Source organism: Ruegeria sp. HKCCD7628 (assembly GCF_057221005.1).
The window spans coordinates 215,559-235,295 of record NZ_JBWVBA010000004.1; the positions used below are offsets into that span (position 1 = coordinate 215,559).

The window sequence follows — 19,737 nt, forward strand, 5'->3', positions numbered from 1 at the left end:
GCTGCGGACAGACAATGCACACCAGATTTGCTGAGGAAGGCAAGAAATGAGCGAGCAATCGACCTATACCCCGCCAAAGGTTTGGACTTGGGACAGTCAGAATGGCGGACAATTCGCCAATATCAACCGCCCCATTTCCGGCGCGACGCACGACAAAGACCTGCCTGTAGGACGCCATCCGTTCCAGTTGTATTCGCTGGCAACGCCAAACGGTGTCAAAGTCACGGTGATGCTGGAAGAACTGTTGGCCCTTGGCCATGAAGAGGCCGAATATAACGCCTGGCTGATCAATATCGGCGAGGGCGATCAATTCAGTTCGGGCTTTGTCGGGGCAAACCCGAACTCAAAGATACCCGCGCTTTGGGACCGGTCGGGGGATGAACCTGTGCGCGTGTTCGAAAGCGCCTCGATCCTGTTTCATTTGGCCGAGAAATTCGACGCCTTTCTGCCGAAATCCGGTCCCGAACGGACTGAGGTGATGAACTGGGTATTCTGGCAGATGGGCAGCGCACCTTATCTGGGCGGCGGGTTCGGCCATTTCTATGCGTATGCGCCCGAGAAATGGGAATACCCGATCAACCGGTTTGCAATGGAAACCAAGCGCCAGTTAGACGTTCTGGACAAGCAACTGGCGGAAAATGCCTATATTGCAGGCAACGATTACAGCATTGCCGACATGGCCATCTGGCCCTGGTACGGTCAGTTGGTTCTGGGACGTCTGTATGACGCCGCCGAGTTTCTGGACGTCGAATCCTATAAGAACGTTATGCGTTGGGCCAAAGCAGTCGACGAACGCCCCGCAGTACTGCGCGGTCGCATGGTCAACCGTCCCTTCGGTGAAAAGCACATGCAGCTTCACGAACGCCACGAGGCCAGCGACTTTGAAACCCGCACTCAGGACAAGCTGGAACCTGCAGCGGAGTAACGCATGGGCCTCGCAGCTTAATCTGCGGGGCCTTATTATTGCAGAATTGGTGGTTTATCCGGGTCGCTGCCCGGTGCTATCTGCGCATATTCGGACGTCTCGGGCTGGGGCAAATCGAACCTTAGCCCAACGCGCGCCAACGCTGCGGCAGCCGAGTCGTGCGCTGAAAAAAAACCGACATCCATGGCCCCAGCTTCGATACCCGAAAAGGTCAACGCTTCGGACGCAGCTTTGGCCAGCGCAGCCTCAGCCCCGCTCACCGCTCCGACAAAGCCCAGCAGATGACCTGTGCCACCCTCAGACGTCTTTGTGCCGACCAGATATGCCGCCTGCGCCAGACCTACGGCCGTTGCCAGTTTGGCGTCCAGGGCCGTTAACAGATCGTCGGGCAACCCAACGGGGGGTAGGAACTCGGACAGGTGTTGCTGCACTTCCTCTGGCGCGTGCTGCAAAGTCGTAGCCAACCATCCAAGGGCCTCGGACGGGATCAGCATGGACGATGGCGCGACCTCAAGGTTCAGACCCAGACCAATCCCCTGACCGGCCAGCATGTTGGACAAAATCCGCCCCGACAAAGCAACATAAGGCACCGGGCGTTCCGCAAATCGGGCAAGCCGATCTTCCCGATCGAAGGCCAGAACAAACCGGCCGTCAGCCACATCGAACAATTCGGGCGAGATGTTTTCGTCTTTCGCCTCTTCGGTCAGCAAAAGAAACAACTCGCTATCCGCTAGCCGTTCAAAAAAGCGCAGTCGGGCAGCATCGTCCAGTGGGGCAGCCTCCATCGCGGAATGGGCGGCATCCAGAGCTGTTGTGTCAGTCATTCAGAACCTCTTGCACCCGCGCACGCAAGACCGGCAGAAGGTCGGCCTCGAACCAGGGGTTTTTCTTCATCCATGCCGTATTCCGCCAAGACGGATGAGGCAAGGCAAAGACGCGCGGCGCATGGTCCCGCCAGTTGCGCACCGTTTCCGTCACCGAGCTTTTTGTGCCCAGGTGATATTTTTGCGCATGGCCCCCGACCAGAACCGTTAACGGCATTTCGCCCAGCGCTTGCATCACCCGGTCGTGCCAGGTTTGCCCGCAGATCGGCGGTGGAGGCAGATCGGCTTTGCGCACATCATATCCGGGAAAGCAGAATGCCATTGGCACAATCGACACCTTTGAGCGGTCATAGAATGTCGGTTCATCAAGCCCCAACCAATCCCGCAGGCGATCCCCGGAGGGGTCGGTAAAAGGGCGACCGGATTCGTGAACGCGTGCGCCGGGTGCCTGCCCTGCAATCAGAACCGAAGTTCCTTTGCGGAACCAGACCACCGGTCGAGGTTCGTGCGCAGTGTGCGTGTCGGCAAACCTATCGGCGCAGATCCTGCAGGCTGCGATGTCTTTCTCGAGTGCATTCATCAGATCGCAAGGTTTCCTGCATCAAAATGAGTGACGGTTAGATCAAAGGATAGACAACGCGCCTTTGGACGCCAACAGATGGAAAAGTCACAATAGCAACAGCATGCAAGCGAACGCATTGATCCCCCCCCTCATTTTTCGACATAATGCAGCACGCGTGAACGCGGCATCACCGGCTTGGTCGGTGCAATAAAAAGACATATGTAGCAGGCCCAGTATGCTTGAGTTTGAGAACGTCAGTAAGTCTTTCTGGACCGGGACGCGCCGCAAGGTGATCCTGGACCGGGTGTCGTTCAGGGTTGAGCTTGGGAAATCTCTGGGCGTGCTTGCCCCGAACGGCACTGGCAAAACAACACTGATCAACATGATGGCCGGGTTAGAGAAACCGGATGAAGGCGTGATCCGCAAGTCCTGCCGGATTTCGTTTCCGATGGGGTTCACTGGTGGCGTTGCGAACAAGCTTTCGGCACTGGAAAACGCGCGATATATCGCGAAAATCTATGGCATGGATCCCGATTACGTCGAAGCCTATTGTAAATGGCTGTGCAATCTGGGCGAGTATTTTGACCAGCCAATGGCCACGTATTCATCGGGCATGAAGGCCCGTTTCACCTTTGCCTTGATGCTGGCACTTGATTTCGACATGTATCTGATTGACGAAGGCATGCCCGCCACCACGGATGTCGAATTCAACAGGAAAGCCAGTGACATTCTGAGGGAAAGGTTGCGCACGACCACGTTGGTCATTGTATCCCACAGCCCTGCAGTGCTGGAAAAATTCGCCCGTCAGGCTGCCGTTCTCGTGGACGGTCAGCTTTACATGTTTGACACCTTGGAAGAGGCTAAGCAGCTATATGACTACCAAACCCAAGGCTAGCATCTACAACCTGCGCCGCAAGCGCAAAGGCTCTGGCGACCCTGAAGCGCGCGCTGAGGCGATCTCGCGTATTCGCAAGGCAACGAAGGCTCCGGCCGCCGCAAACGAGTCGCAGACTGCTACAGAAATCGACGAGATCAAACGCGAAGGACTGACCGGACGGCAGCTTAGGGTGGCACGACGTCTTGCTCAGAAAAACGGGCTTGCCGCGACCTCGGATTATGATGCCGTACGTCTTTTGCGGAAAAAAGGTATCGACCCGTTTGAACGGGCTAACCTTTTAGATCTGGCCGCTGAAAAGAAACGCACTGAGGGTGAGACCAAGGACAAAATCACCATCCAACTGCCCCAAACGTTTTCTGAAGCCGCTCAAACCCTGCCTGGCCCCGAAATGAACCCGGCAGAGCGTCGCGAGATTGAGATCAAGGAGATCCAAAGGGACATTGCTCGCAGACGCAGGCGCAAGCTGATGGCATTGTTCGCGCGCCTCGCTGCATTTGTTTTGCTTCCGACGCTAATCGTGGGCACCTATTTCTATCGCTACGCGACCCCAATGTATGCCAGCGATTCGGCTTTCTCGATTCTTCAGGCCGATGGCGGAGGCGCATCGTTCCGTGGGTTTTTGGCCGGTACGCAATATGCCACAGCGCAGGACTCGGTGGCGACGCAGGAGTTCCTGGAATCCAAAGATGCCCTTCTTCGGTTGGATCGGGACATGGGCTTCGCCGAAATCTTCAAACAGGAGTGGATTGATCCAATTCAGCGCCTGTCGCCTGATGCCAGTCTGGAAGAAACCTACAAGCTGTTCAAACGGATGATAACGATCGGATATGACCCAAGCGACGGGATCATACGGATGGAGGTTGCCGCCCCATCGGCCGAGCTTGCCGTCGGTCTGTCCGAGCGCTTGTTGTCCTATGCTGAAGAAACGATCAACGGACTGACCGAGTTGAAACGCGAAGACCAGATGCGCGAGGCCCGCGCCGGATTCGAGTTGGCCCAGGCCGAGCGCCGAAAAGCGCAGGAAGACTTGATCGAGTTGCAGTTGCAAGGTGCTTTGCTGGACCCTGAAAACGTGATCGCTGGTCTGCGCGGGCGCATCAACGCGCTGGAAACCGAGATTCAAGACAAAGAACTGCAATTGGCTGCTTTGCTGGACAACCTGCGGCCCAACCAAGCCAAGGTCGATGGCGCGCGTGCAGATATCCGTCGTCTTGAACAAGTCCTGGATGAGCTTAATGCACAGATGCTGGATGTCTCGGCAGGCGAAAATTCGCTTGCCCAGCTTAGCGTGCGCCTTCAAATGGCTCAGGCCGATTTGATTGCCCGGGATATGATGCTGCAAAACGCTATGCAGCAAATGGAAACCACCCGGACCGAGGCTAACCGTAAGGTTAGATATCTGACAGTCTCGGTTAATCCTGTGCCCAGTCAGGACCCCACTTACCCGCGCAAATTCGAAAATACGATTTTGGCATTCCTGTTGTTTGCTGGTATCTACCTGTTGATCTCGCTTACCGCGTCGGTCCTTCGTGAACAGGTATCCTCGTAAGACACATGAAACATGTAAAAATCTCCGATCTCACGGTCGGCAATGATCTGCCTCTGACAATCATTGCCGGCCCCTGCCAGCTTGAAAGCGCCGATCATGCCCAAATGATCGCCGGTAAAATGAAAGAGGCGTGCGATGCCGCGGGCGCGCAATATGTGTTCAAGGGCTCGTTCGACAAGGCCAACCGCACCTCGATAAATGCCGCCCCTGCTTTGGGGTTGGAAAAGGGGTTGTCCGTTCTGCAATCGGTCAAGGACAGCATCGGGGTGCCAGTTACCACCGATGTACATGAGAAAGAACAATGCGCCCCAGTGGCCGAGGTGTGCGATATCCTTCAGATCCCTGCGTTTCTGTGTCGCCAGACTGCCTTGCTTAAGGCGGCAGGCGCAACAGGCGCGGTGGTGAACGTCAAGAAAGGACAGTTCCTGGCCCCTTGGGACATGCAAAATGTTGCTGCCAAGATCGAAAGCACCGACAACCACAACATCATGTTGACCGAGCGTGGCGTCAGCTTTGGCTACAACCGTCTGGTGGTCGATATGCAATCGCTACCGGAAATGGCGCGAACCGGGTATCCGGTGATCATGGACGCCACGCACACTGTGGCTCAACCCGGCGGTTTGGGCGGCGCATCCGGTGGCCAGCGCGAATTTGCGCCTGTTATGGCGCGTTCGGCCGTTGCTGTTGGCGTTGCTGGCGTCTTTATGGAAACGCATCAGGATCCGGACAATGCGCCATGTGATGGCCCGAATATGATTTACCTGGATCAGATGCCTCAACTGATTGATACATTGATGCGATTTGATACGCTTGCCAAAGCCAATCCGATTCAGATTTAACAACCGAGATTCTTGATGACCAAACCACTCCCCGAGGTGACCCCGAACACCTGGACATTTCTGCGCGACGCAATGATCAAGCCAACGGGTTTTCGTGAATACGACGCGCGTTGGAAATACCCCGAAGAGATCAACTTGCCGGGCATGACAGCGCTGGGTCTGGGTCTTGGTACACAGATGCGTCGCCGCGGAATCGCGCCGGTGATCGCGGTTGGCAACGACTATCGAGACTACTCTCTTGCGATTAAGAACGCGCTGATCCTGGGGCTGATGCAGGCGGGGATACAGGTCAAGGATATTGGCCCGGCACTTAGCCCGATGGCTTACTTCGCGCAGTTCCATCTGGATGTGCCTGCGGTTGCGATGGTCACGGCCAGCCACAACCCGAACGGCTGGACCGGGGTTAAAATGGGGTTTGAGCGTCCGTTGACCCATGGTCCCGATGAAATGTCCGAGCTGCGCGACATCGTTCTGAATGGCGAATGTCAGCCGCACGAAGGCGGTTCGTATGAATTTGTCGACGGGGTGAAAGAGGCGTATATCGACGATCTGGTCGGCGATTTCAAAATGTCCCGCCCGCTTAAAGTCGTCTGCGCGACGGGCAATGGAACTGCGTCGGCCTTCGCACCCGAGGTCTTTGAACGGATGGGGGTCGAGGTTGTACCCAGTCATAACCGGCTAGATTATACCTTTCCCAACTACAACCCCAACCCCGAAGCCATGGAGATGTTGCACGACATGGCCGACAGCGTGAAATCCAGCGGTGCCGACATGGCGCTCGGGTTTGACGGTGATGGCGATCGTTGCGGCGTTGTAGATGACGAGGGCGAGGAGATATTTGCCGACAAGGTCGGAGTGATCATGGCTCGCGATCTGGCCAAGCTGTACCCAAATTCCACCTTTGTGGCCGATGTGAAATCCACCGGCCTGTTTGCCAGTGACCCCGAGTTGCAGGCCCACAGCGTCAAAGCGGATTACTGGAAGACGGGCCACAGCCATATGAAGCGGCGGGTTAAGGAAATCAATGCGCTAGCTGGTTTCGAAAAGTCGGGCCACTACTTCTTGGCTGAACCCATCGGGCGTGGTTATGATTGCGGGATGCGCGTGGCGGTTGAGATCTGCAAGCTTATGGATCGAAACCCCGACAAAAGCATGTCTGATCTACGCAAGGCCCTCCCCAAGACTTGGTCGACCCCGACCATGTCACCCTACGCAGCGGATACCGAAAAATACGACATCCTAAAGCGTCTGGTCGACAAGCTGGTCGCCAAATCCGAAGATGGCGAGACTTTCGCAGGGCGCAACATAAAAGAGGTGGTCACTGTCAACGGAGCCCGTGTCATTCTAGACAATGGCAGCTGGGGATTGGTTCGCGCATCGTCCAACACGCCCAATCTGGTTGTCGTATGCGAAAGCAGCGAAAGCGAAGAAGAGATGCGTGCGATTTTCGCTGATATCGACGCCGTTATTCGAACGGAACCTGGCGTCGGCGACTACGACCAAACCATCTGAACCGGCAAGGGGGGCACTTTACGCCCCCTGCCCTCTCAATCTGCGCCCAAGAGTTTCAATAACCCTTTTGCAGCCTCTTCCTGCAGCTTGTTTTTTACCGCATCTTCGATGCTTTCCGTGTCGGTCACCGTAACTCCAAGCTCATCGCCAACCTTTTCCAGAACTTTTTGCTTGGCATCATCCTCCAACTCTTTGACTTTGCCCTCTGCTGCCGCTTCAAGTACTTTGCTTAGGTCAGGTTGGATCGATGGATTGCTCCAGGGGCCGACAATTCGAACGGGTACCGAAAGCCCCTGACCTGCGTTAGCCTGCAATGCTGTAGGGGTGAAAAGATAATCAATGTCACGCGCGCCAATGCCCACACGCCCCTCACCATCCGCACGGAAATTTTTGAGTGACATCAACAAGTCGTCGTTCCTAAGCACGCCTTGATCCAAGGTGAAACTTGCTGAAAGGCTGTTGAAGACGGTTGTCCCACCCGTTTCCGAGCTGCGCCCCATCAGACGGTCCAGATCAAATCCGCTGATGACCCCGGCGCCAACATCCAGCCGCCCATCGCCGCTGAGCGACCGCATGATCTGATCTTCGGTTTGGCCGACACCGAGGAACTTGAACGAACCTGTCCCGGTCCCCGACAGGCGATCGACACCTGCAAGCGCAGTCAAAGCCTGTTCGATGTCGATGCCCTCGGCCTTGAGGTCACCGCCGACCGACAATCCGCTTCGGTTATTGGCTACGACCTGCCCGGTCAACTGACCTGAAAACAAGCTGGCCGGATTCATCTGCAGAACTGCGCGCGACCGATCAAGGTTCAGCGTCAGATCACTGGGGCCCAGGGTCAGTCCCGGAACCACAATCGAGCTGGCCTTCAGCCGAATTTTCCCGTTCGCCAGTGCCAAAGCCGATGCGTCGATAGGATCGGTGGACCACCCTGTGTCATTAACCGGGCCTGTGCTTGTTCCGCCTGACGGACCTGCCGGGGCCGCGTTGTATTTCGACAGGTCCAAGTCACCAGCGTCCAGCCGTGCCGTGATTTGTGGAAGATCCGAGATCAGAATATCCGCCTCGCCGGTCACTCGGTTTTCGTCCAGTTGAGCAACCATATCGCGAACAGAAATGCGACCATCCTGCGTGTGAGTCATATGCCCCGATATGTCTGCTGCCGTCCCCAACCCCAGTGGTACGCCAACACCAGCTTGACCAAAAGCTGCCAGCATCCGCTCGGTGTTTTGCGTTCTGACGTGGAAATTGCCGTCCATCTCACCAGCGAGGTTAACGCGGCCATCAAATCGCGCGTCTCCGCCGGGTGCGGTCAACGTCACGGTCAAAGGCGTCGCAACACCCGAAGCATAGGCGGGAAGGTCAGGAATCGTCAGATCGACGTCCACAGCGCCACCCGGCACCGTCATTTGGGCTTCGAGGGTCATAGGCGCACTCGGGTCCGGCCAACTTGCGGCCAGATCGACATTGTCGAAATCATACCGAGTGGAACCATTCTCGACATAGACAAGCCGCGCGTTCGTTAACTGCAGACGGTCCAATGTCACCGCGCCTTGCTGCCCTTGCGCTGGGGTCGCTGCTGCGCTGGTGGTGCCCTCAGTCGGGGTTGCCGAAGTGAACTCCCAGTTCCCGCGCCCATCCGACAATTCCAGCCGCAGTGTCGGGTTTTCGGCAATGATCCGTTTGATCCGCAAATCGCCCCCCATCAGCGCCGCCGCGTCAACGCCCACGGCCAGGCTTTGGGCGCTCAGCATCGGATCGGAGCCTGCCCAAGGCGCGTTGCCAAAGGCAACGGGGCCGGTCTCCATTCCCAAGACAGGCCAGAACGATAAACGGACATCGCCCGACAGGTTCAGATCGCGCCCGGTTTCCGCTTTGACCTGCTCAGCCAGTATGGATGCCAACTTGTCACCTGGCATCAGTAGCAAAGCGCCGATTACCAGCCCAAGCACCGCTATAAAAAGGAAAACAATGCGCAACAGCCATTTCATTTTTCTGCTCTCCGCCCTTCGGCTTGTTTGGAAATGATCATTCTTGGCCTTCAGTGCATTTGCAAGGGGAAGCGTTCCCCACTATATGCCGCGCCATGAGTACAAACCCGCCGAACCTCCGCCCCGACCTGGCGCCTGCCGCCCGGATCACCGAAGCGCCCCGCGCGAACCAGCCGACCATTGGTATGGTGTCGCTGGGTTGCCCTAAGGCTTTGGTGGACAGTGAACGCATCCTGACCCGTCTGCGGGCGGAAGGGTACGGTATTTCTCCGGACTATTCAGGGGCGGATGCCGTGATCGTGAACACCTGCGGGTTCCTTGACAGCGCCAAAGCAGAATCACTGGACGCAATCGGAGAAGCTCTGGTCGAAAACGGCAAGGTTATCGTCACGGGCTGTCTGGGGGCCGAGCCGGATTACATCCGCGAGCATCATCCGCGCATCATGGCCGTCACCGGGCCACATCAGTATGAACAGGTGCTGGACGCCGTGCATCAGGCGGTTCCACCAGATCCCGATCCGTTCGTAGACCTGCTGCCCGCCGCCAGCGTGCAATTGACCCCGCGCCATTACAGCTATCTGAAAATATCCGAGGGCTGTAACCACAAGTGCAAGTTCTGCATTATCCCCGACATGCGCGGTAAGCTGGCCAGCCGCCCGGCCCACGCGGTGCTGCGCGAGGCCGAAAAACTGGTCGACAATGGCGTGCGCGAGCTGCTGGTGATCTCTCAGGACACGTCGGCCTATGGGTTGGACCGCAAATATGACGTGAACCTGTGGAAAGATCGCGAGGTCCGCAGCCACATCACCGATCTGGCGCGCGAGCTGGGGCAATTCGATGCCTGGGTACGCTTGCACTACGTCTATCCCTATCCGCATGTGCGCGAGTTGATCCCGCTGATGGCCGATGCAGGCTGCAACGTGCTGCCTTATCTGGATATTCCATTCCAACACGCCCATCCAGACGTTCTGAAACGTATGGCACGCCCGGCGGCGGCGGCCAAAACGCTAGACGAAATCGCCGCGTGGCGCGCGACCTGCCCCGATATCACCCTGCGCTCGACCTTTATCGTCGGCTATCCCGGTGAGACCGAGGCCGAGTTCCAGACTTTGCTGGATTGGATGGACGAGGCGCAGCTGGATCGTGTTGGCTGCTTTCAGTACGAAAACGTGGACGGGGCGCGCTCGAACGATCTGCCTGATCATGTCCCGGCCGAGGTCAAACAGGACCGCTGGGAACGCTTCATGGAAAAGGCGCAGGCGATATCCGAGGCAAAGCTGGCCGCAAAGGTTGGACAAACGCTGGACGTGATCGTGGATGAGGTCGATGACGAGGCCGCCACCTGCCGCACCAAGGCCGACGCGCCCGAGATCGATGGCAATTTGTTCATTGACGAAGAGTTCGCGGATCTCAAACCCGGCGATATTGTCTCGGTCGTAGTGGATGAAGCGGGGGAATACGATCTCTGGGGCAAACTGGCCTGATCGGTCACTGATTATAGTCGAAGCGTGAGCCGAGTTTATTGGAGATCAACCACTCGGCGCCCCACATAGACATGAGACCTCAACACGCAAGAAGGAGGGTTATCATGACTAAACTGCGTCCCTTCGCGGCGAAATTAGCAGTGGCAGTGCTTGCCGCTCAACTGATTGCGGCCCCTGCCGCCGCTGACTACCGACATGGCAGTTCGGCCAAAGTTACGCTTTCCGGGGTGAAATCCTTCGGCATTTCGCATCGCGGAAAAGCGCGGGTACATCGGCGTTTTATCGCGCCGAAAGTGCATAAACCTGCTGCAAAAGCAAAATTACATCACGCGAAACCGGTAAAAAAGCACCACCGATCGTCGTTCAAGCGGCACAAAAAGAAATACTATAAATACTATACGCCGCGACGCCATGGGTTTCGGCATCATAAATTCCATCGTGGGTTTGCAAGATATCGAATCAAATAGCCCACGTCAGATCAGTGTGATCAGGCCAATAACCCATACAACCCCGGCGGCAACGGCTGTCAGCGCAACCGCCGCGCTGGCGGCGTCCTTGGCTTGACCAGCCAATATGCTGTGATCGGTGGATGTGTGATCTACAGCCCGTTCGATCGCCGTGTTGAACAGTTCGGCGACCATAACCAATATGCCCAGCACGATGATTAGCGCGCGCAGACTGCCTGTAAGAGGCAAAGTTACCGCAAGCCCAGCGGAAATGAGATTAGCCCAGCCCCAAACACGAAACGAATACTCGTCGCGCCACGTGGCGGCCAGTCCTTGCCAACTCCAGACTGTGCGGTGTTTTAATCGGATCAGAAAGTTTTTCATGCGCCCTCTGCATAACAGTAGAGCGGACAAAACCTCAATCCGGGGGCTGCAGGCAAGAAAAAACCGCCCAAAGGGCGGCACGTTTCTGGAAACGGGCGACCCTGCGAAGGTCGCCCGCGATATGGTTATTGTGCGACCGGGTCACAAACTGTCTGACCTGCTTCGGTCGTTGCCAGCTGAGTACCCGCAGGGCAGCTTGGGTTTCCAACCTTGTCGTATTCAGGAGTGATATAAACCGGTGCCGGTTCTTCCTGTTGCGAACACGCGCCCAAGATCAATGCAAACGCGCCAACTGTAGCGAATTTCAATTTCATGTCCGTCATTCCTTTATTAATTTCCTGATATTCCCCAGAAATTCGGGGCCAGTCTCAAAATACGACTTCGCTGGCGAATTTGCAACAAATCCGATCACAAAAATGTGAGGCCAGCAATTCTACGCCGTTGTGGCGGAATATCCGACCGTTGCTGGAGTTTCAGAGGATTTGAACTAGAACCATCGGACAACACACGCCAAGAAAAGGAGCAGCCAAATGTCAGATGCGCCAATTATCGCTCAGAAAGCCCCATACCCGGTCGAGGTGACCGAGGGCAAAAACTACTTCTGGTGTGCGTGCGGACAGTCTAAGCGCCAGCCGTTTTGCGATGGGTCTCACAAGGGAAGCGGTATTGAGCCGGTAAAATACACCGCGGAAAGCACCAAGAAGGTGTTTTTTTGCGGGTGCAAACACAGCGCTAATCCGCCGCTTTGCGACGGATCCCATTCAAAGCTCTAAGCCTTCAAGGCGTTCAAAGTCTCGGCATTGGCGCAAAAGCCGGGGGCCTTGTCGGCCCCTGCTTGCTGGTCCGCAAGCCATCTGGCGCATTGACCGCTGCATTTCGAGGCCCTGCATCGCGTCACCATAGTCGCGTAGTCATCTGTACTGAGCCTGCCCTCTGCCATTGCCTCCGACAGCGATAGGTCGATACATCTGGCCATAGACCGCGTAAGCCAGAAATGCATCTCCACTTCGCCTAGAACGTCCCGCATTATTGGGTCTCCTGCATTTGTTGCACCTTTAGTTCTGCAAACCGCTCTCGGTTTGGGCAGGTCTGTGGCGCGCATACCGCATTCTGAGCATCAGACAGCCAGTCTGGGCATCGTTCGGCCCAATTGCATCCCTGACAGGATCTCACCATTCTTGCCCAATCCTGCTGACTAAGACGCCCTTGTCGGTGAGCCGAAGTCACATCTGTGCCTGTCGCCTTTCCCATACGCAGCACCAGCCGCAGATGAGTCATAACGTTCCCTAATTTTTGCATGACATAGCCGCCGACGAGACCAGTTGAGAAAACAGATCCTTATTGCGGCAATATTCTGGTGCCGACGGCGATGTCGCGTCTTGCTCCATTAGGGTTTTGCAATGTCCGGGATTTCCGCATTCCGCGCAACGCAGCACCGCCTCTGATATCTGATCGATCGAGACATCCCCCCGGATCGCCGCATCTTCAAGGTCGATACCGACCCGCGTTGCCATTCGATCAACGAGACTTGCGTGCTGCTTCAACGTTTCTCGGCTGGGCATTCGGCATCCTTTCCCTGACACGTTTTGATCAGAGTATCCGAAAGCTGCTGCCACGCCCTTGACTCAGGTCAACACTCTGCAACGATCTGGTCCAGATATGCTCGTGTTGCATCCTGAACGCGGCGGAACCGGTCTCCGCCCAGTTTTTTACCACCATACCAACGCGTTACGATGATAACGTGCCCGTCCAAAGCCGCACGTTCCATCATCCGCAGAATAACCATGGCAGCCCCGGCTTCACCGTCGTCCGCCTTTAACGCACCCGTCGGCAGTGTCGCAGCCCAAGTGTTGTGCGTTGCCTTGGCATAACTCTTATCCGATTTCAGCGTCTTCAGAACGACTTCCACATCGGCCCGCGATGCGACCGGAGCACCCGACACGGCGTATTTTGATCCCCGGTCAGTCAGAACCACCCCCAAGCATTTCAACCCGGTCATTGCGTCAACCCAAGCTGGCGCGCTGTATCCACCACAACCTGAACCCGTTTTGCATTGGGCGGATGAGTGCTTAGAAAACTGTCTTCGGGGTCTAGAATGCGATCGAAGTACTTGGCCCCAACAAGTGGGTTATAACCTGCCTTGTAAGTGATAACGGTACCAAGCGCGTCGGCCTCGAGCTCGAAGTCCTTGATATAGACTTGCGCCCCGACCTGAGCACCTAGCTTCTGCGCCTCTTCCACATCTGCACCTTGCGCCCCGCCAAGCCGGGCCAGTTCACCAAAAATGGCAGCACTTTCGCGGGCATTCACCGATTGCCGGGGAATGTGCCGCAGGATGTGATGGGCGGCCTCATGCCCCATAACAAAGGCCAATTCATCCGCATTCTCAGCCGACTGAATCATGGCCCTTGTAAAGATGATTACCGGCTGATCCTTATCGTCCAGCGTTTGAAAGGCATTTGCGGGGGCTTTTGGGTTCAGGTCAACAACAATGGTAAAGTCGCAATTCCTGACACCTTCCCGTTTCAGGCATTCACTGCGAGCCTGTCGGCCCACCCTCCGGCTGATCTCCTGAAAAGCGGTTGCCTGAACCGCAAAACCGGCAGAATCCTGTTGCCAGTCTTCAGCGGGTTGAACACGCAGCGTATCGGCTGTGCAAGCTGCCAACACCACAGGTAAAATCAAAGCAATCAGACGGCGCATTCATCATCCCTTTAAACAGTCCTGCCGCTTTTTTCGACCATAGCGCGCCCAGAATAAGACCGCCACTGGTTGAATGCGTTTGAACGGGTTGCAATGGCGTTAAACGCCCGGCAATCTGATCACATGTTTTCGATTGAGCATGAATTCGACTCGACAGTGATTACTCTGGTGGACGAGGGCCGAAAGCCTTTGCAGGAGGACGTAATCATCAACAATTTTGCCGAATGCGTCACGCTGGAACAACTGGATCCACGGACCGACACAGTGCAGAAAATCACACTATCGCCCGAACAGGTTCGCGATCTGGCTGCTGCCCTTGACCTGCCCGAGGGGGTTTACCAAATCCACGAGACACCGGATCAAGGGTCATAGACAAACAGCTTGTCCCGTGATGTCTGCCCTCGCCTTAGTTTCAGCGAAGTCGCCGGAACGCCTAACGCAATCGCAAGAACCCGGCGCACTGCGTCGTTGGCCTTACCTTCGGCGGGCGGGGCGGTGACGTAGACGCCAATTAAACCGCCATCAAGCGTGATCCGGTCCAAGGCAGCTTTGGGTGTTACCTTCACGTTGATCTCGGCCCCCGGAAGAGCAATGCCGGTTAAATCCGGCACGTTTTGCAGTTTTGGCTTTGCCATGCGGACCTCCTGTCCCCAAACACCCTTGTACCCTATGGCGTGGGATGGAAATGATCCTCGCAGTCCAGCCGTATGCTCTTGAAACCTGCCAGATGGTCAACCAGATACAATCTGTCTATGTGAAGGAAGTTAACATATGTCCTTGAAGAACCCGGCCGCCCTTGAGTTTCTGCAAACGCGCCGGTCCCGGCCCGCAAAGACGCTGGTCGCCCCTGCCCCGACCCGAGAAGAGCTGTTGCCTTTGCTGACAGCCGCCGCTCGCAGCCCCGATCACGGCAAGCTGGAACCGTGGCGGTTTATTGTGATCGAGAAAGGCGCGATGCCCAGGCTTTCTGCCCTGACACAGACCTGCGGCGAGCGTTTGGGCAAAACTCCGGAAGATATCAATAAGACCCGCAGCCAATTCGACATGGGTCAGTTGGCTGTCGCTGTGGTTGAGGTCCAAAAACCGTCTGACAAGGTGCCTTCAATCGAGCAAACGTATTCGGCAGGCACGGTTTGCCTTGGCTTGCTAAACGCGGCTTTGGCGGCCGGTTGGGGGGCAAACTGGCTGTCTGGCTGGCAATCGCACGACCCCGAGTTCTGCCGCGAAGCTTTGGGTCTAAAGGACAATGAACGGATCGCAGGCTTTATCCACATCGCCACAGAATCTGTCACACCGCCTGAACGCCCTCGACCCGACGTGGCCGCGCTGATCGAATGGGTGTTCGAATGATGATCCTCAACGCGTTCTTCGCGGCGCTTGGTCAGATCGGCGACCCGAAGTTCCGCTCGGTCCTTTTGCGCGGTGTCGGGTTAACGATCATTCTTCTGATCGCGGGCTGCGCAGCGGCGATTTGGTTGATTAACTGGTTGGCAAGCAGTGAAATCTCGTTGCCTTGGATCGGTACAGTCTCATGGCTGAACGACGTGCTGAACTATTCGGGCATCTTTGTCGTTCTGGTGCTGCCGGTATTCTTGATGATGCCCGTCGCCTCGGCCATAATTTCGATGTTTCTCGAAGAGGTCGCGCAGGCGGTCGAAGACAAGCATTATCCCACGCTGCCCGCCGTACCCGGCATCCCGTTTAGCGACGGTGTCCGAGATGCGCTCAGCTTTATGGGCGTGCTGATTGTGGCCAACCTTCTGGCGTTGATCCTTTATGTGATCTTCTCGCCTTTGGCTCCGTTTATCTTTTGGGCCATGAATGGCTTCTTGCTGGGACGGGAATATTTCACTCTGGCCGCGATGCGCCGGATCGGGCGCGAAGAAGCGCGGAAGCTGCGCGCAAAACACACGTCAACCATTTGGCTTGCCGGCACACTGATGGCCATCCCGCTGTCAGTACCGCTAGTGAACCTTGTGATTCCGATCATCGGTGCGGCTACATTCACCCACATCTATCACAAGCTGTCAGGGCCGACGCCCTGACAGTTATCCCCTGGGTTCCAACTGGTTCAGCCAGTCGAAATCGCGGACCGAGATCACGCCGGAAACGATGATCCCGGCGATAATCGCCCACAGCACCACGGAAATCCCGGTGGTGATCCACATCTTCTTTTTCATGTGGTGGACTTCCGGCGCACCCGCATGGGTACCCGGCACGATCTCGTTCAGATCCCCCTGCGTCTTGATACGGATCGGCAGCACGATCAGCAACGTCATGAACCAGATGACGGCAAACAGGACGAGTGCAGCAGTAATGGTCATGACATCCTCGCTTCGGTTAAACCTGTTCTAGCTCGACCAGACAGCCGTTAAAGTCCTTGGGGTGCAGAAACAGCACCGGCTTGCCATGCGCCCCGATCTTGGGCTCACCAGATCCCAGCACGCGGGCGCCAGTTTCCTTCAGATGATCACGGGCCGCGATGATATCCTCGACCTCATAGCAGACATGGTGGATGCCGCCAGCGGGGTTCTTTTCCAGAAATCCGTTGATCGGGCTGTCATCGCCCAGCGGATACAGCAGTTCGATCTTGGTGTTTGGCAGTTCGATGAACACAACGGTCACCCCGTGATCGGGCTCGTCCTGCGGTGCACCGACTTTGGCGCCCAGCGCGTTGCGGTACTGCGCCGATGCGGCCTCTAGGTCAGGCACGGCGATGGCGACGTGGTTCAGACGACCAATCATGGAACTCTCCTCTGTTCTCTGCGTTGCAGCGGTTATGGGGCGTGTCCGGGCAAAGAACAAGTGCGCCAAATTGCCGTTAACGTCGTGTTAGCCAGAAGTTCCTAGCCTGAAGGCATCTGCTGAATAGGAGTTCTGCCATGGACGATTCGAACCCCTTCACCTCGCCCGCGCAGCCAACGGCGACGCGGCCGCTGCTGGGTCAAACGATTTTGGTTGTCGAAGACAGCCGCTATGCCTGCGATGCGATACGCCTGATGTGTTTGCACTCTGGCGCACGTATTCGACGCGCAGATTGCTTGAAATCGGCCCGCAGACACCTGCAGATTTATCGCCCCTCGGTAATTCTGGTCGATATGGGCCTGCCTGACGGGTCAGGCGCTGATTTGATCGCCGAACTGACCGAGGCTGTGCCACGGATCGGTGCCATTCTGGGTATGTCCGGGGATGACTACGCACAGAAGGATGCGCAAACCGCAGGGGCCGATGGATTTCTGGCCAAACCCCTAAAATCACTTTCCTATTTTCAGAAGTCGATTTTAGAGCGTCTGCCCGCGGACCGCCGCCCTCACAGTCTGCACGCTGTCCGGGACGAAGTTATACACCCGGACCCAATGGCCTATCAGGACGATATGGCCCATATCGCTGATGTTCTTGCCGGGCCGAACGATCACCGAAGTTTGGACTATGCGGCGCAGTTCTTGCGTGGCGTTGCACGCGATGCCGAAGACACGATTCTGGCTGAAGCTGCCAGCAAACTTGCTGAGTCACGCGCGAGTGGCACTCCGGTAACGGCACTTGCGGCTCAGGTGGCCGGCATTGTTCAGGCGCGACTTGAACAGCGCGAGGCCATCTGAGATGGCAACCGCCTATTTTGTAACCGCAGGTTTGGTCTGCCTGTGGGCTTATTGCCAGGCAAGACTTGCAGCACGCGATATTAGGGCAGCCCGCGACGAGGTCAGCGATCCGCTGGAAAAGACCGGACGGATATAGCTTGGCGTACAGAAAAAACCCGCCGCAAAGGATGCGACGGGTTTTTGTTATTCCTGCGGGATGATCCTCAGTCCCAGTTCCATCAACTGATCCGAGCTTGGATCGGACGGAGCGTCCATCATCAAATCTTCGGCGCGCTGGTTCATCGGGAACATCATGACTTCGCGGATGTTGGCTTCATCCGCCAGCAACATCACGATCCGGTCGATACCTGCAGCACAACCACCGTGGGGCGGCGCGCCATAGTGGAAGGCGTTGAACAACGCACCAAATCGAGATTTCACCTCATCCGCACCATAGCCTGCCAGCTCAAAAGCTTTCAACATGATCTCGGGCTTGTGGTTCCTGATCGCACCTGAGACCAGCTCATACCCGTTGCAGGCCAGATCGTACTGATAGCCGCGCACGTCCAGAGGGTTGCCGTTCAGCGCCTCCATCCCGCCCTGCGGCATCGAGAACGGGTTATGTTCAAAGTCGATCGCGCCGGTTTCTTCGTCCTGCTCATAGATCGGGAAATCGACGATCCAGGCAAAGGCAAAGCGGTCTTTTTCGGTCAGGCCAAGTTCCTCACCAATCACATCACGCGCCTTGCCCGCAACCTTTTCAAAGGCTTTCGGCTTGCCGCCCAGGAAGAACGCCGCATCGCCGACACCCAGACCCAGCTGCTGACGGATCGCTTCTGTGCGTTCGGGGCCGATGTTCTTGGCCAGCGGACCTGCAGCCTCCATCCCTTCGCCCTGATCGCGCCAGAAGATGTAACCCATCCCCGGCAGGCCCTCTTTCTGGGCAAACGCGTTCATGCGGTCACAGAATTTCCGGCTGCCACCAGTCGGCGCCGGGATGGCGCGGATTTCGGTGCCGTCCTGCTCCAACAGCTTCGCGAAAATCGCGAAGCCAGACCCGCGGAAGTGGTCGGAGACCACTTGCATTTTAATAGGGTTCCGCAGGTCGGGCTTGTCGGAGCCGTACCACAGCGCCGCGTCCTTGTAGGAAATCTGCGGCCAGTCCTGATCGACCTTGCGGCCACCGCCGAATTCCTCGAACACACCGGTCAGAACGGGCTGGATCGTGTCGAACACGTCCTGCTGTTCGACAAACGACATCTCAAGGTCCAGCTGGTAGAAATCGGTGGGCGAACGGTCAGCGCGCGGGTCTTCATCGCGGAAGCACGGCGCGATCTGGAAATACTTGTCGAAGCCCGACACCATGATCAGCTGTTTGAACTGCTGCGGGGCCTGCGGCAGCGCATAGAACTTGCCCGGATGCAGGCGCGAGGGCACCAGAAAGTCACGCGCGCCTTCGGGCGAGGACGCCGTGATGATCGGCGTCTGATATTCGCGGAAGCCCTGATCCCACATGCGGCGGCGCATCGAGGCAACAACGTCCGAGCGTAGGGTCATGTTCTGCTGCATCGCCTCGCGGCGCAGGTCCAGATAGCGATAGCGCAGGCGGGTTTCCTCAGGGTATTCCTGATCACCGAACACCATCAACGGCAGTTCGTCGGCTGCGCCCAGCACCTCTAGCTCGCGCACGTAGACTTCAACCTCACCGGTGGGCAGTTTCGGATTCACCAGTTCCGGGTCGCGCGCTTTGACGGTACCGTCGATGCGGATACACCATTCGGAGCGTACTTTTTCCAGCTCGGCAAAGGCGGCGCTGTCGCCGTCGCACAGAACTTGGGTCACGCCAAAGTGATCCCGCAGGTCGATGAACAGCACGCCACCGTGGTCGCGAACCCGATGCACCCAGCCGGACAGGCGGACGGTTTCACCGACATTAGCGGCGGTCAGAGCGGCGCAGGTGTGGCTGCGATAGGCGTGCATGGATCATATCCCTTCGGGCGCAGAATTCGTCGCGCCGATACACCCCGTCGGGCCGCGAAAGT

At 56.9% G+C, this 19,737-nt stretch carries 27 protein-coding genes; 13 read left to right on the forward strand and 14 right to left on the reverse strand.

Going from position 1 to position 19,737, the window contains the following annotated elements; translation table 11 throughout:
• The first annotated feature begins 46 nt into the window (after positions 1-46).
• Complete coding sequence (gene yghU, locus AC2TAD_RS11550) at positions 47-925, forward strand: glutathione-dependent disulfide-bond oxidoreductase (RefSeq protein ID WP_480867797.1); 879 nt, start codon at positions 47-49, stop codon at positions 923-925.
• A gap of 35 nt (positions 926-960) precedes the next feature.
• Here yghU and AC2TAD_RS11555 read toward each other — a convergent pair whose 3' ends face one another.
• Both AC2TAD_RS11555 and AC2TAD_RS11560 read right to left on the reverse strand, forming a co-directional pair.
• Entirely contained in the window at positions 961-1,749 is a 789-nt protein-coding gene (locus tag AC2TAD_RS11555) for an SseB family protein (RefSeq protein WP_480867798.1), read from the reverse strand.
• Entirely contained in the window at positions 1,742-2,329 is a 588-nt protein-coding gene (locus AC2TAD_RS11560) for a uracil-DNA glycosylase family protein (protein WP_480867800.1), read from the reverse strand. The genes AC2TAD_RS11555 and AC2TAD_RS11560 overlap by 8 nt, the downstream gene beginning before the upstream one ends.
• Before the next feature lie 217 nt (positions 2,330-2,546).
• Here AC2TAD_RS11560 and AC2TAD_RS11565 point away from each other — a divergent pair, with 217 nt between their 5' ends.
• Genes AC2TAD_RS11565 through AC2TAD_RS11580 form a run of 4 tightly spaced genes read left to right on the forward strand, consistent with a single transcriptional unit; the run spans position 2,547 to position 7,109 of the window.
• Positions 2,547-3,206, forward strand: a complete 660-nt coding sequence (locus AC2TAD_RS11565; RefSeq protein ID WP_480867802.1) for an ABC transporter ATP-binding protein — start codon at positions 2,547-2,549, stop codon at positions 3,204-3,206.
• Positions 3,184-4,758: a KpsE/RkpR family capsule polysaccharide export protein gene (locus tag AC2TAD_RS11570; protein ID WP_480867804.1), complete on the forward strand. Its 1,575-nt coding sequence runs from the start codon at positions 3,184-3,186 to the stop codon at positions 4,756-4,758. The genes AC2TAD_RS11565 and AC2TAD_RS11570 overlap by 23 nt, the downstream gene beginning before the upstream one ends.
• Before the next feature lie 5 nt (positions 4,759-4,763).
• Complete coding sequence (gene kdsA / locus AC2TAD_RS11575) at positions 4,764-5,597, forward strand: 3-deoxy-8-phosphooctulonate synthase (RefSeq protein ID WP_480496799.1); 834 nt, start codon at positions 4,764-4,766, stop codon at positions 5,595-5,597.
• Positions 5,598-5,612: 15 nt separating this feature from the next.
• A complete protein-coding gene (locus tag AC2TAD_RS11580) occupies positions 5,613-7,109 on the forward strand; it encodes a phosphomannomutase/phosphoglucomutase (RefSeq protein ID WP_480867806.1) in 1,497 nt (498 codons plus the stop codon).
• A 35-nt stretch (positions 7,110-7,144) separates the two neighbouring features.
• On the opposite strand, the gene AC2TAD_RS11585 is transcribed toward AC2TAD_RS11580, so the two are convergent.
• A complete protein-coding gene (locus AC2TAD_RS11585; protein ID WP_480867808.1) occupies positions 7,145-9,100 on the reverse strand; it encodes an AsmA family protein in 1,956 nt (651 codons plus the stop codon).
• A 95-nt stretch (positions 9,101-9,195) separates the two neighbouring features.
• Here AC2TAD_RS11585 and rimO point away from each other — a divergent pair, with 95 nt between their 5' ends.
• Positions 9,196-10,584: a 30S ribosomal protein S12 methylthiotransferase RimO gene (gene rimO / locus AC2TAD_RS11590; RefSeq protein ID WP_480867810.1), complete on the forward strand. Its 1,389-nt coding sequence runs from the start codon at positions 9,196-9,198 to the stop codon at positions 10,582-10,584.
• A 104-nt stretch (positions 10,585-10,688) separates the two neighbouring features.
• Positions 10,689-11,051: a hypothetical protein gene (locus tag AC2TAD_RS11595; RefSeq protein WP_480867812.1), complete on the forward strand. Its 363-nt coding sequence runs from the start codon at positions 10,689-10,691 to the stop codon at positions 11,049-11,051.
• A 6-nt stretch (positions 11,052-11,057) separates the two neighbouring features.
• Here the strand turns inward: AC2TAD_RS11595 and AC2TAD_RS11600 are convergent, their stop codons facing one another.
• Positions 11,058-11,414 (reverse strand): diacylglycerol kinase, encoded by a 357-nt coding sequence (locus AC2TAD_RS11600; RefSeq protein ID WP_480867814.1) that lies wholly within the window; start codon positions 11,412-11,414, stop codon positions 11,058-11,060.
• A gap of 125 nt (positions 11,415-11,539) precedes the next feature.
• A complete protein-coding gene (locus tag AC2TAD_RS11605) occupies positions 11,540-11,728 on the reverse strand; it encodes a hypothetical protein (protein ID WP_170352385.1) in 189 nt (62 codons plus the stop codon).
• Between the two features lie 216 nt (positions 11,729-11,944).
• Here AC2TAD_RS11605 and AC2TAD_RS11610 point away from each other — a divergent pair, with 216 nt between their 5' ends.
• Complete coding sequence (locus AC2TAD_RS11610; RefSeq protein ID WP_170753318.1) at positions 11,945-12,187, forward strand: CDGSH iron-sulfur domain-containing protein; 243 nt, start codon at positions 11,945-11,947, stop codon at positions 12,185-12,187.
• On the opposite strand, the gene AC2TAD_RS11615 is transcribed toward AC2TAD_RS11610, so the two are convergent.
• From AC2TAD_RS11615 to AC2TAD_RS11635, 5 genes are all read right to left on the reverse strand, one after another.
• Positions 12,184-12,441 carry a DUF6455 family protein gene (locus AC2TAD_RS11615; RefSeq protein ID WP_170753320.1) on the reverse strand — a complete coding sequence of 86 codons (258 nt, stop codon included), beginning with the start codon at positions 12,439-12,441 and terminating at the stop codon, positions 12,184-12,186. The genes AC2TAD_RS11610 and AC2TAD_RS11615 overlap by 4 nt on opposite strands.
• On the reverse strand, positions 12,441-12,713 hold the full coding sequence (locus AC2TAD_RS11620) for a DUF6455 family protein (protein WP_414478914.1): 273 nt from the start codon (positions 12,711-12,713) through the stop codon (positions 12,441-12,443). Before AC2TAD_RS11620 ends, AC2TAD_RS11615 begins: the two co-directional genes overlap by 1 nt.
• Positions 12,701-12,976, reverse strand: a complete 276-nt coding sequence (locus AC2TAD_RS11625; protein ID WP_480867817.1) for a DUF6455 family protein — start codon at positions 12,974-12,976, stop codon at positions 12,701-12,703. Before AC2TAD_RS11625 ends, AC2TAD_RS11620 begins: the two co-directional genes overlap by 13 nt.
• Before the next feature lie 68 nt (positions 12,977-13,044).
• Positions 13,045-13,413: a YigZ family protein gene (locus AC2TAD_RS11630; RefSeq protein WP_480867819.1), complete on the reverse strand. Its 369-nt coding sequence runs from the start codon at positions 13,411-13,413 to the stop codon at positions 13,045-13,047.
• Positions 13,410-14,117, reverse strand: coding sequence for a M48 family metallopeptidase (locus AC2TAD_RS11635; protein ID WP_480867820.1), 708 nt, complete (start codon positions 14,115-14,117; stop codon positions 13,410-13,412). Before AC2TAD_RS11635 ends, AC2TAD_RS11630 begins: the two co-directional genes overlap by 4 nt.
• 123 nt (positions 14,118-14,240) lie before the next feature.
• On the opposite strand from AC2TAD_RS11635, the gene AC2TAD_RS11640 reads away from it, so the two are divergent.
• The gene (locus AC2TAD_RS11640) at positions 14,241-14,489 is read left to right on the forward strand and encodes a hypothetical protein (protein ID WP_480867977.1); all 249 of its coding nucleotides are present in this window, start codon (positions 14,241-14,243) and stop codon (positions 14,487-14,489) included.
• On the opposite strand, the gene AC2TAD_RS11645 is transcribed toward AC2TAD_RS11640, so the two are convergent.
• Complete coding sequence (locus tag AC2TAD_RS11645) at positions 14,477-14,752, reverse strand: DUF167 domain-containing protein (protein ID WP_480867822.1); 276 nt, start codon at positions 14,750-14,752, stop codon at positions 14,477-14,479. The genes AC2TAD_RS11640 and AC2TAD_RS11645 overlap by 13 nt on opposite strands.
• A gap of 136 nt (positions 14,753-14,888) precedes the next feature.
• On the opposite strand from AC2TAD_RS11645, the gene AC2TAD_RS11650 reads away from it, so the two are divergent.
• Together AC2TAD_RS11650 and AC2TAD_RS11655 are read left to right on the forward strand one after the other, a co-directional pair.
• On the forward strand, positions 14,889-15,467 hold the full coding sequence (locus tag AC2TAD_RS11650) for a nitroreductase family protein (protein WP_480867823.1): 579 nt from the start codon (positions 14,889-14,891) through the stop codon (positions 15,465-15,467).
• Entirely contained in the window at positions 15,467-16,162 is a 696-nt protein-coding gene (locus tag AC2TAD_RS11655) for an EI24 domain-containing protein (RefSeq protein ID WP_170753330.1), read from the forward strand. Before AC2TAD_RS11650 ends, AC2TAD_RS11655 begins: the two co-directional genes overlap by 1 nt.
• Positions 16,163-16,165: 3 nt before the next feature.
• Here the strand turns inward: AC2TAD_RS11655 and AC2TAD_RS11660 are convergent, their stop codons facing one another.
• Both AC2TAD_RS11660 and mce read right to left on the reverse strand, forming a co-directional pair.
• The gene (locus tag AC2TAD_RS11660; RefSeq protein ID WP_170352376.1) at positions 16,166-16,441 is read right to left on the reverse strand and encodes a DUF1467 family protein; all 276 of its coding nucleotides are present in this window, start codon (positions 16,439-16,441) and stop codon (positions 16,166-16,168) included.
• A 16-nt stretch (positions 16,442-16,457) separates the two neighbouring features.
• Positions 16,458-16,862, reverse strand: a complete 405-nt coding sequence (mce, locus tag AC2TAD_RS11665) for a methylmalonyl-CoA epimerase (RefSeq protein ID WP_170352375.1) — start codon at positions 16,860-16,862, stop codon at positions 16,458-16,460.
• Positions 16,863-16,999: 137 nt separating this feature from the next.
• Here mce and AC2TAD_RS11670 point away from each other — a divergent pair, with 137 nt between their 5' ends.
• Both AC2TAD_RS11670 and AC2TAD_RS11675 read left to right on the forward strand, forming a co-directional pair.
• A complete protein-coding gene (locus AC2TAD_RS11670; RefSeq protein WP_480867825.1) occupies positions 17,000-17,716 on the forward strand; it encodes a response regulator in 717 nt (238 codons plus the stop codon).
• A gap of 1 nt (position 17,717) precedes the next feature.
• A complete protein-coding gene (locus AC2TAD_RS11675; protein WP_480845665.1) occupies positions 17,718-17,852 on the forward strand; it encodes a hypothetical protein in 135 nt (44 codons plus the stop codon).
• A gap of 47 nt (positions 17,853-17,899) precedes the next feature.
• Here AC2TAD_RS11675 and aspS read toward each other — a convergent pair whose 3' ends face one another.
• Positions 17,900-19,675, reverse strand: coding sequence for an aspartate--tRNA ligase (aspS, locus tag AC2TAD_RS11680; RefSeq protein WP_480867827.1), 1,776 nt, complete (start codon positions 19,673-19,675; stop codon positions 17,900-17,902).
• Positions 19,676-19,737: the final 62 nt, after the last annotated feature.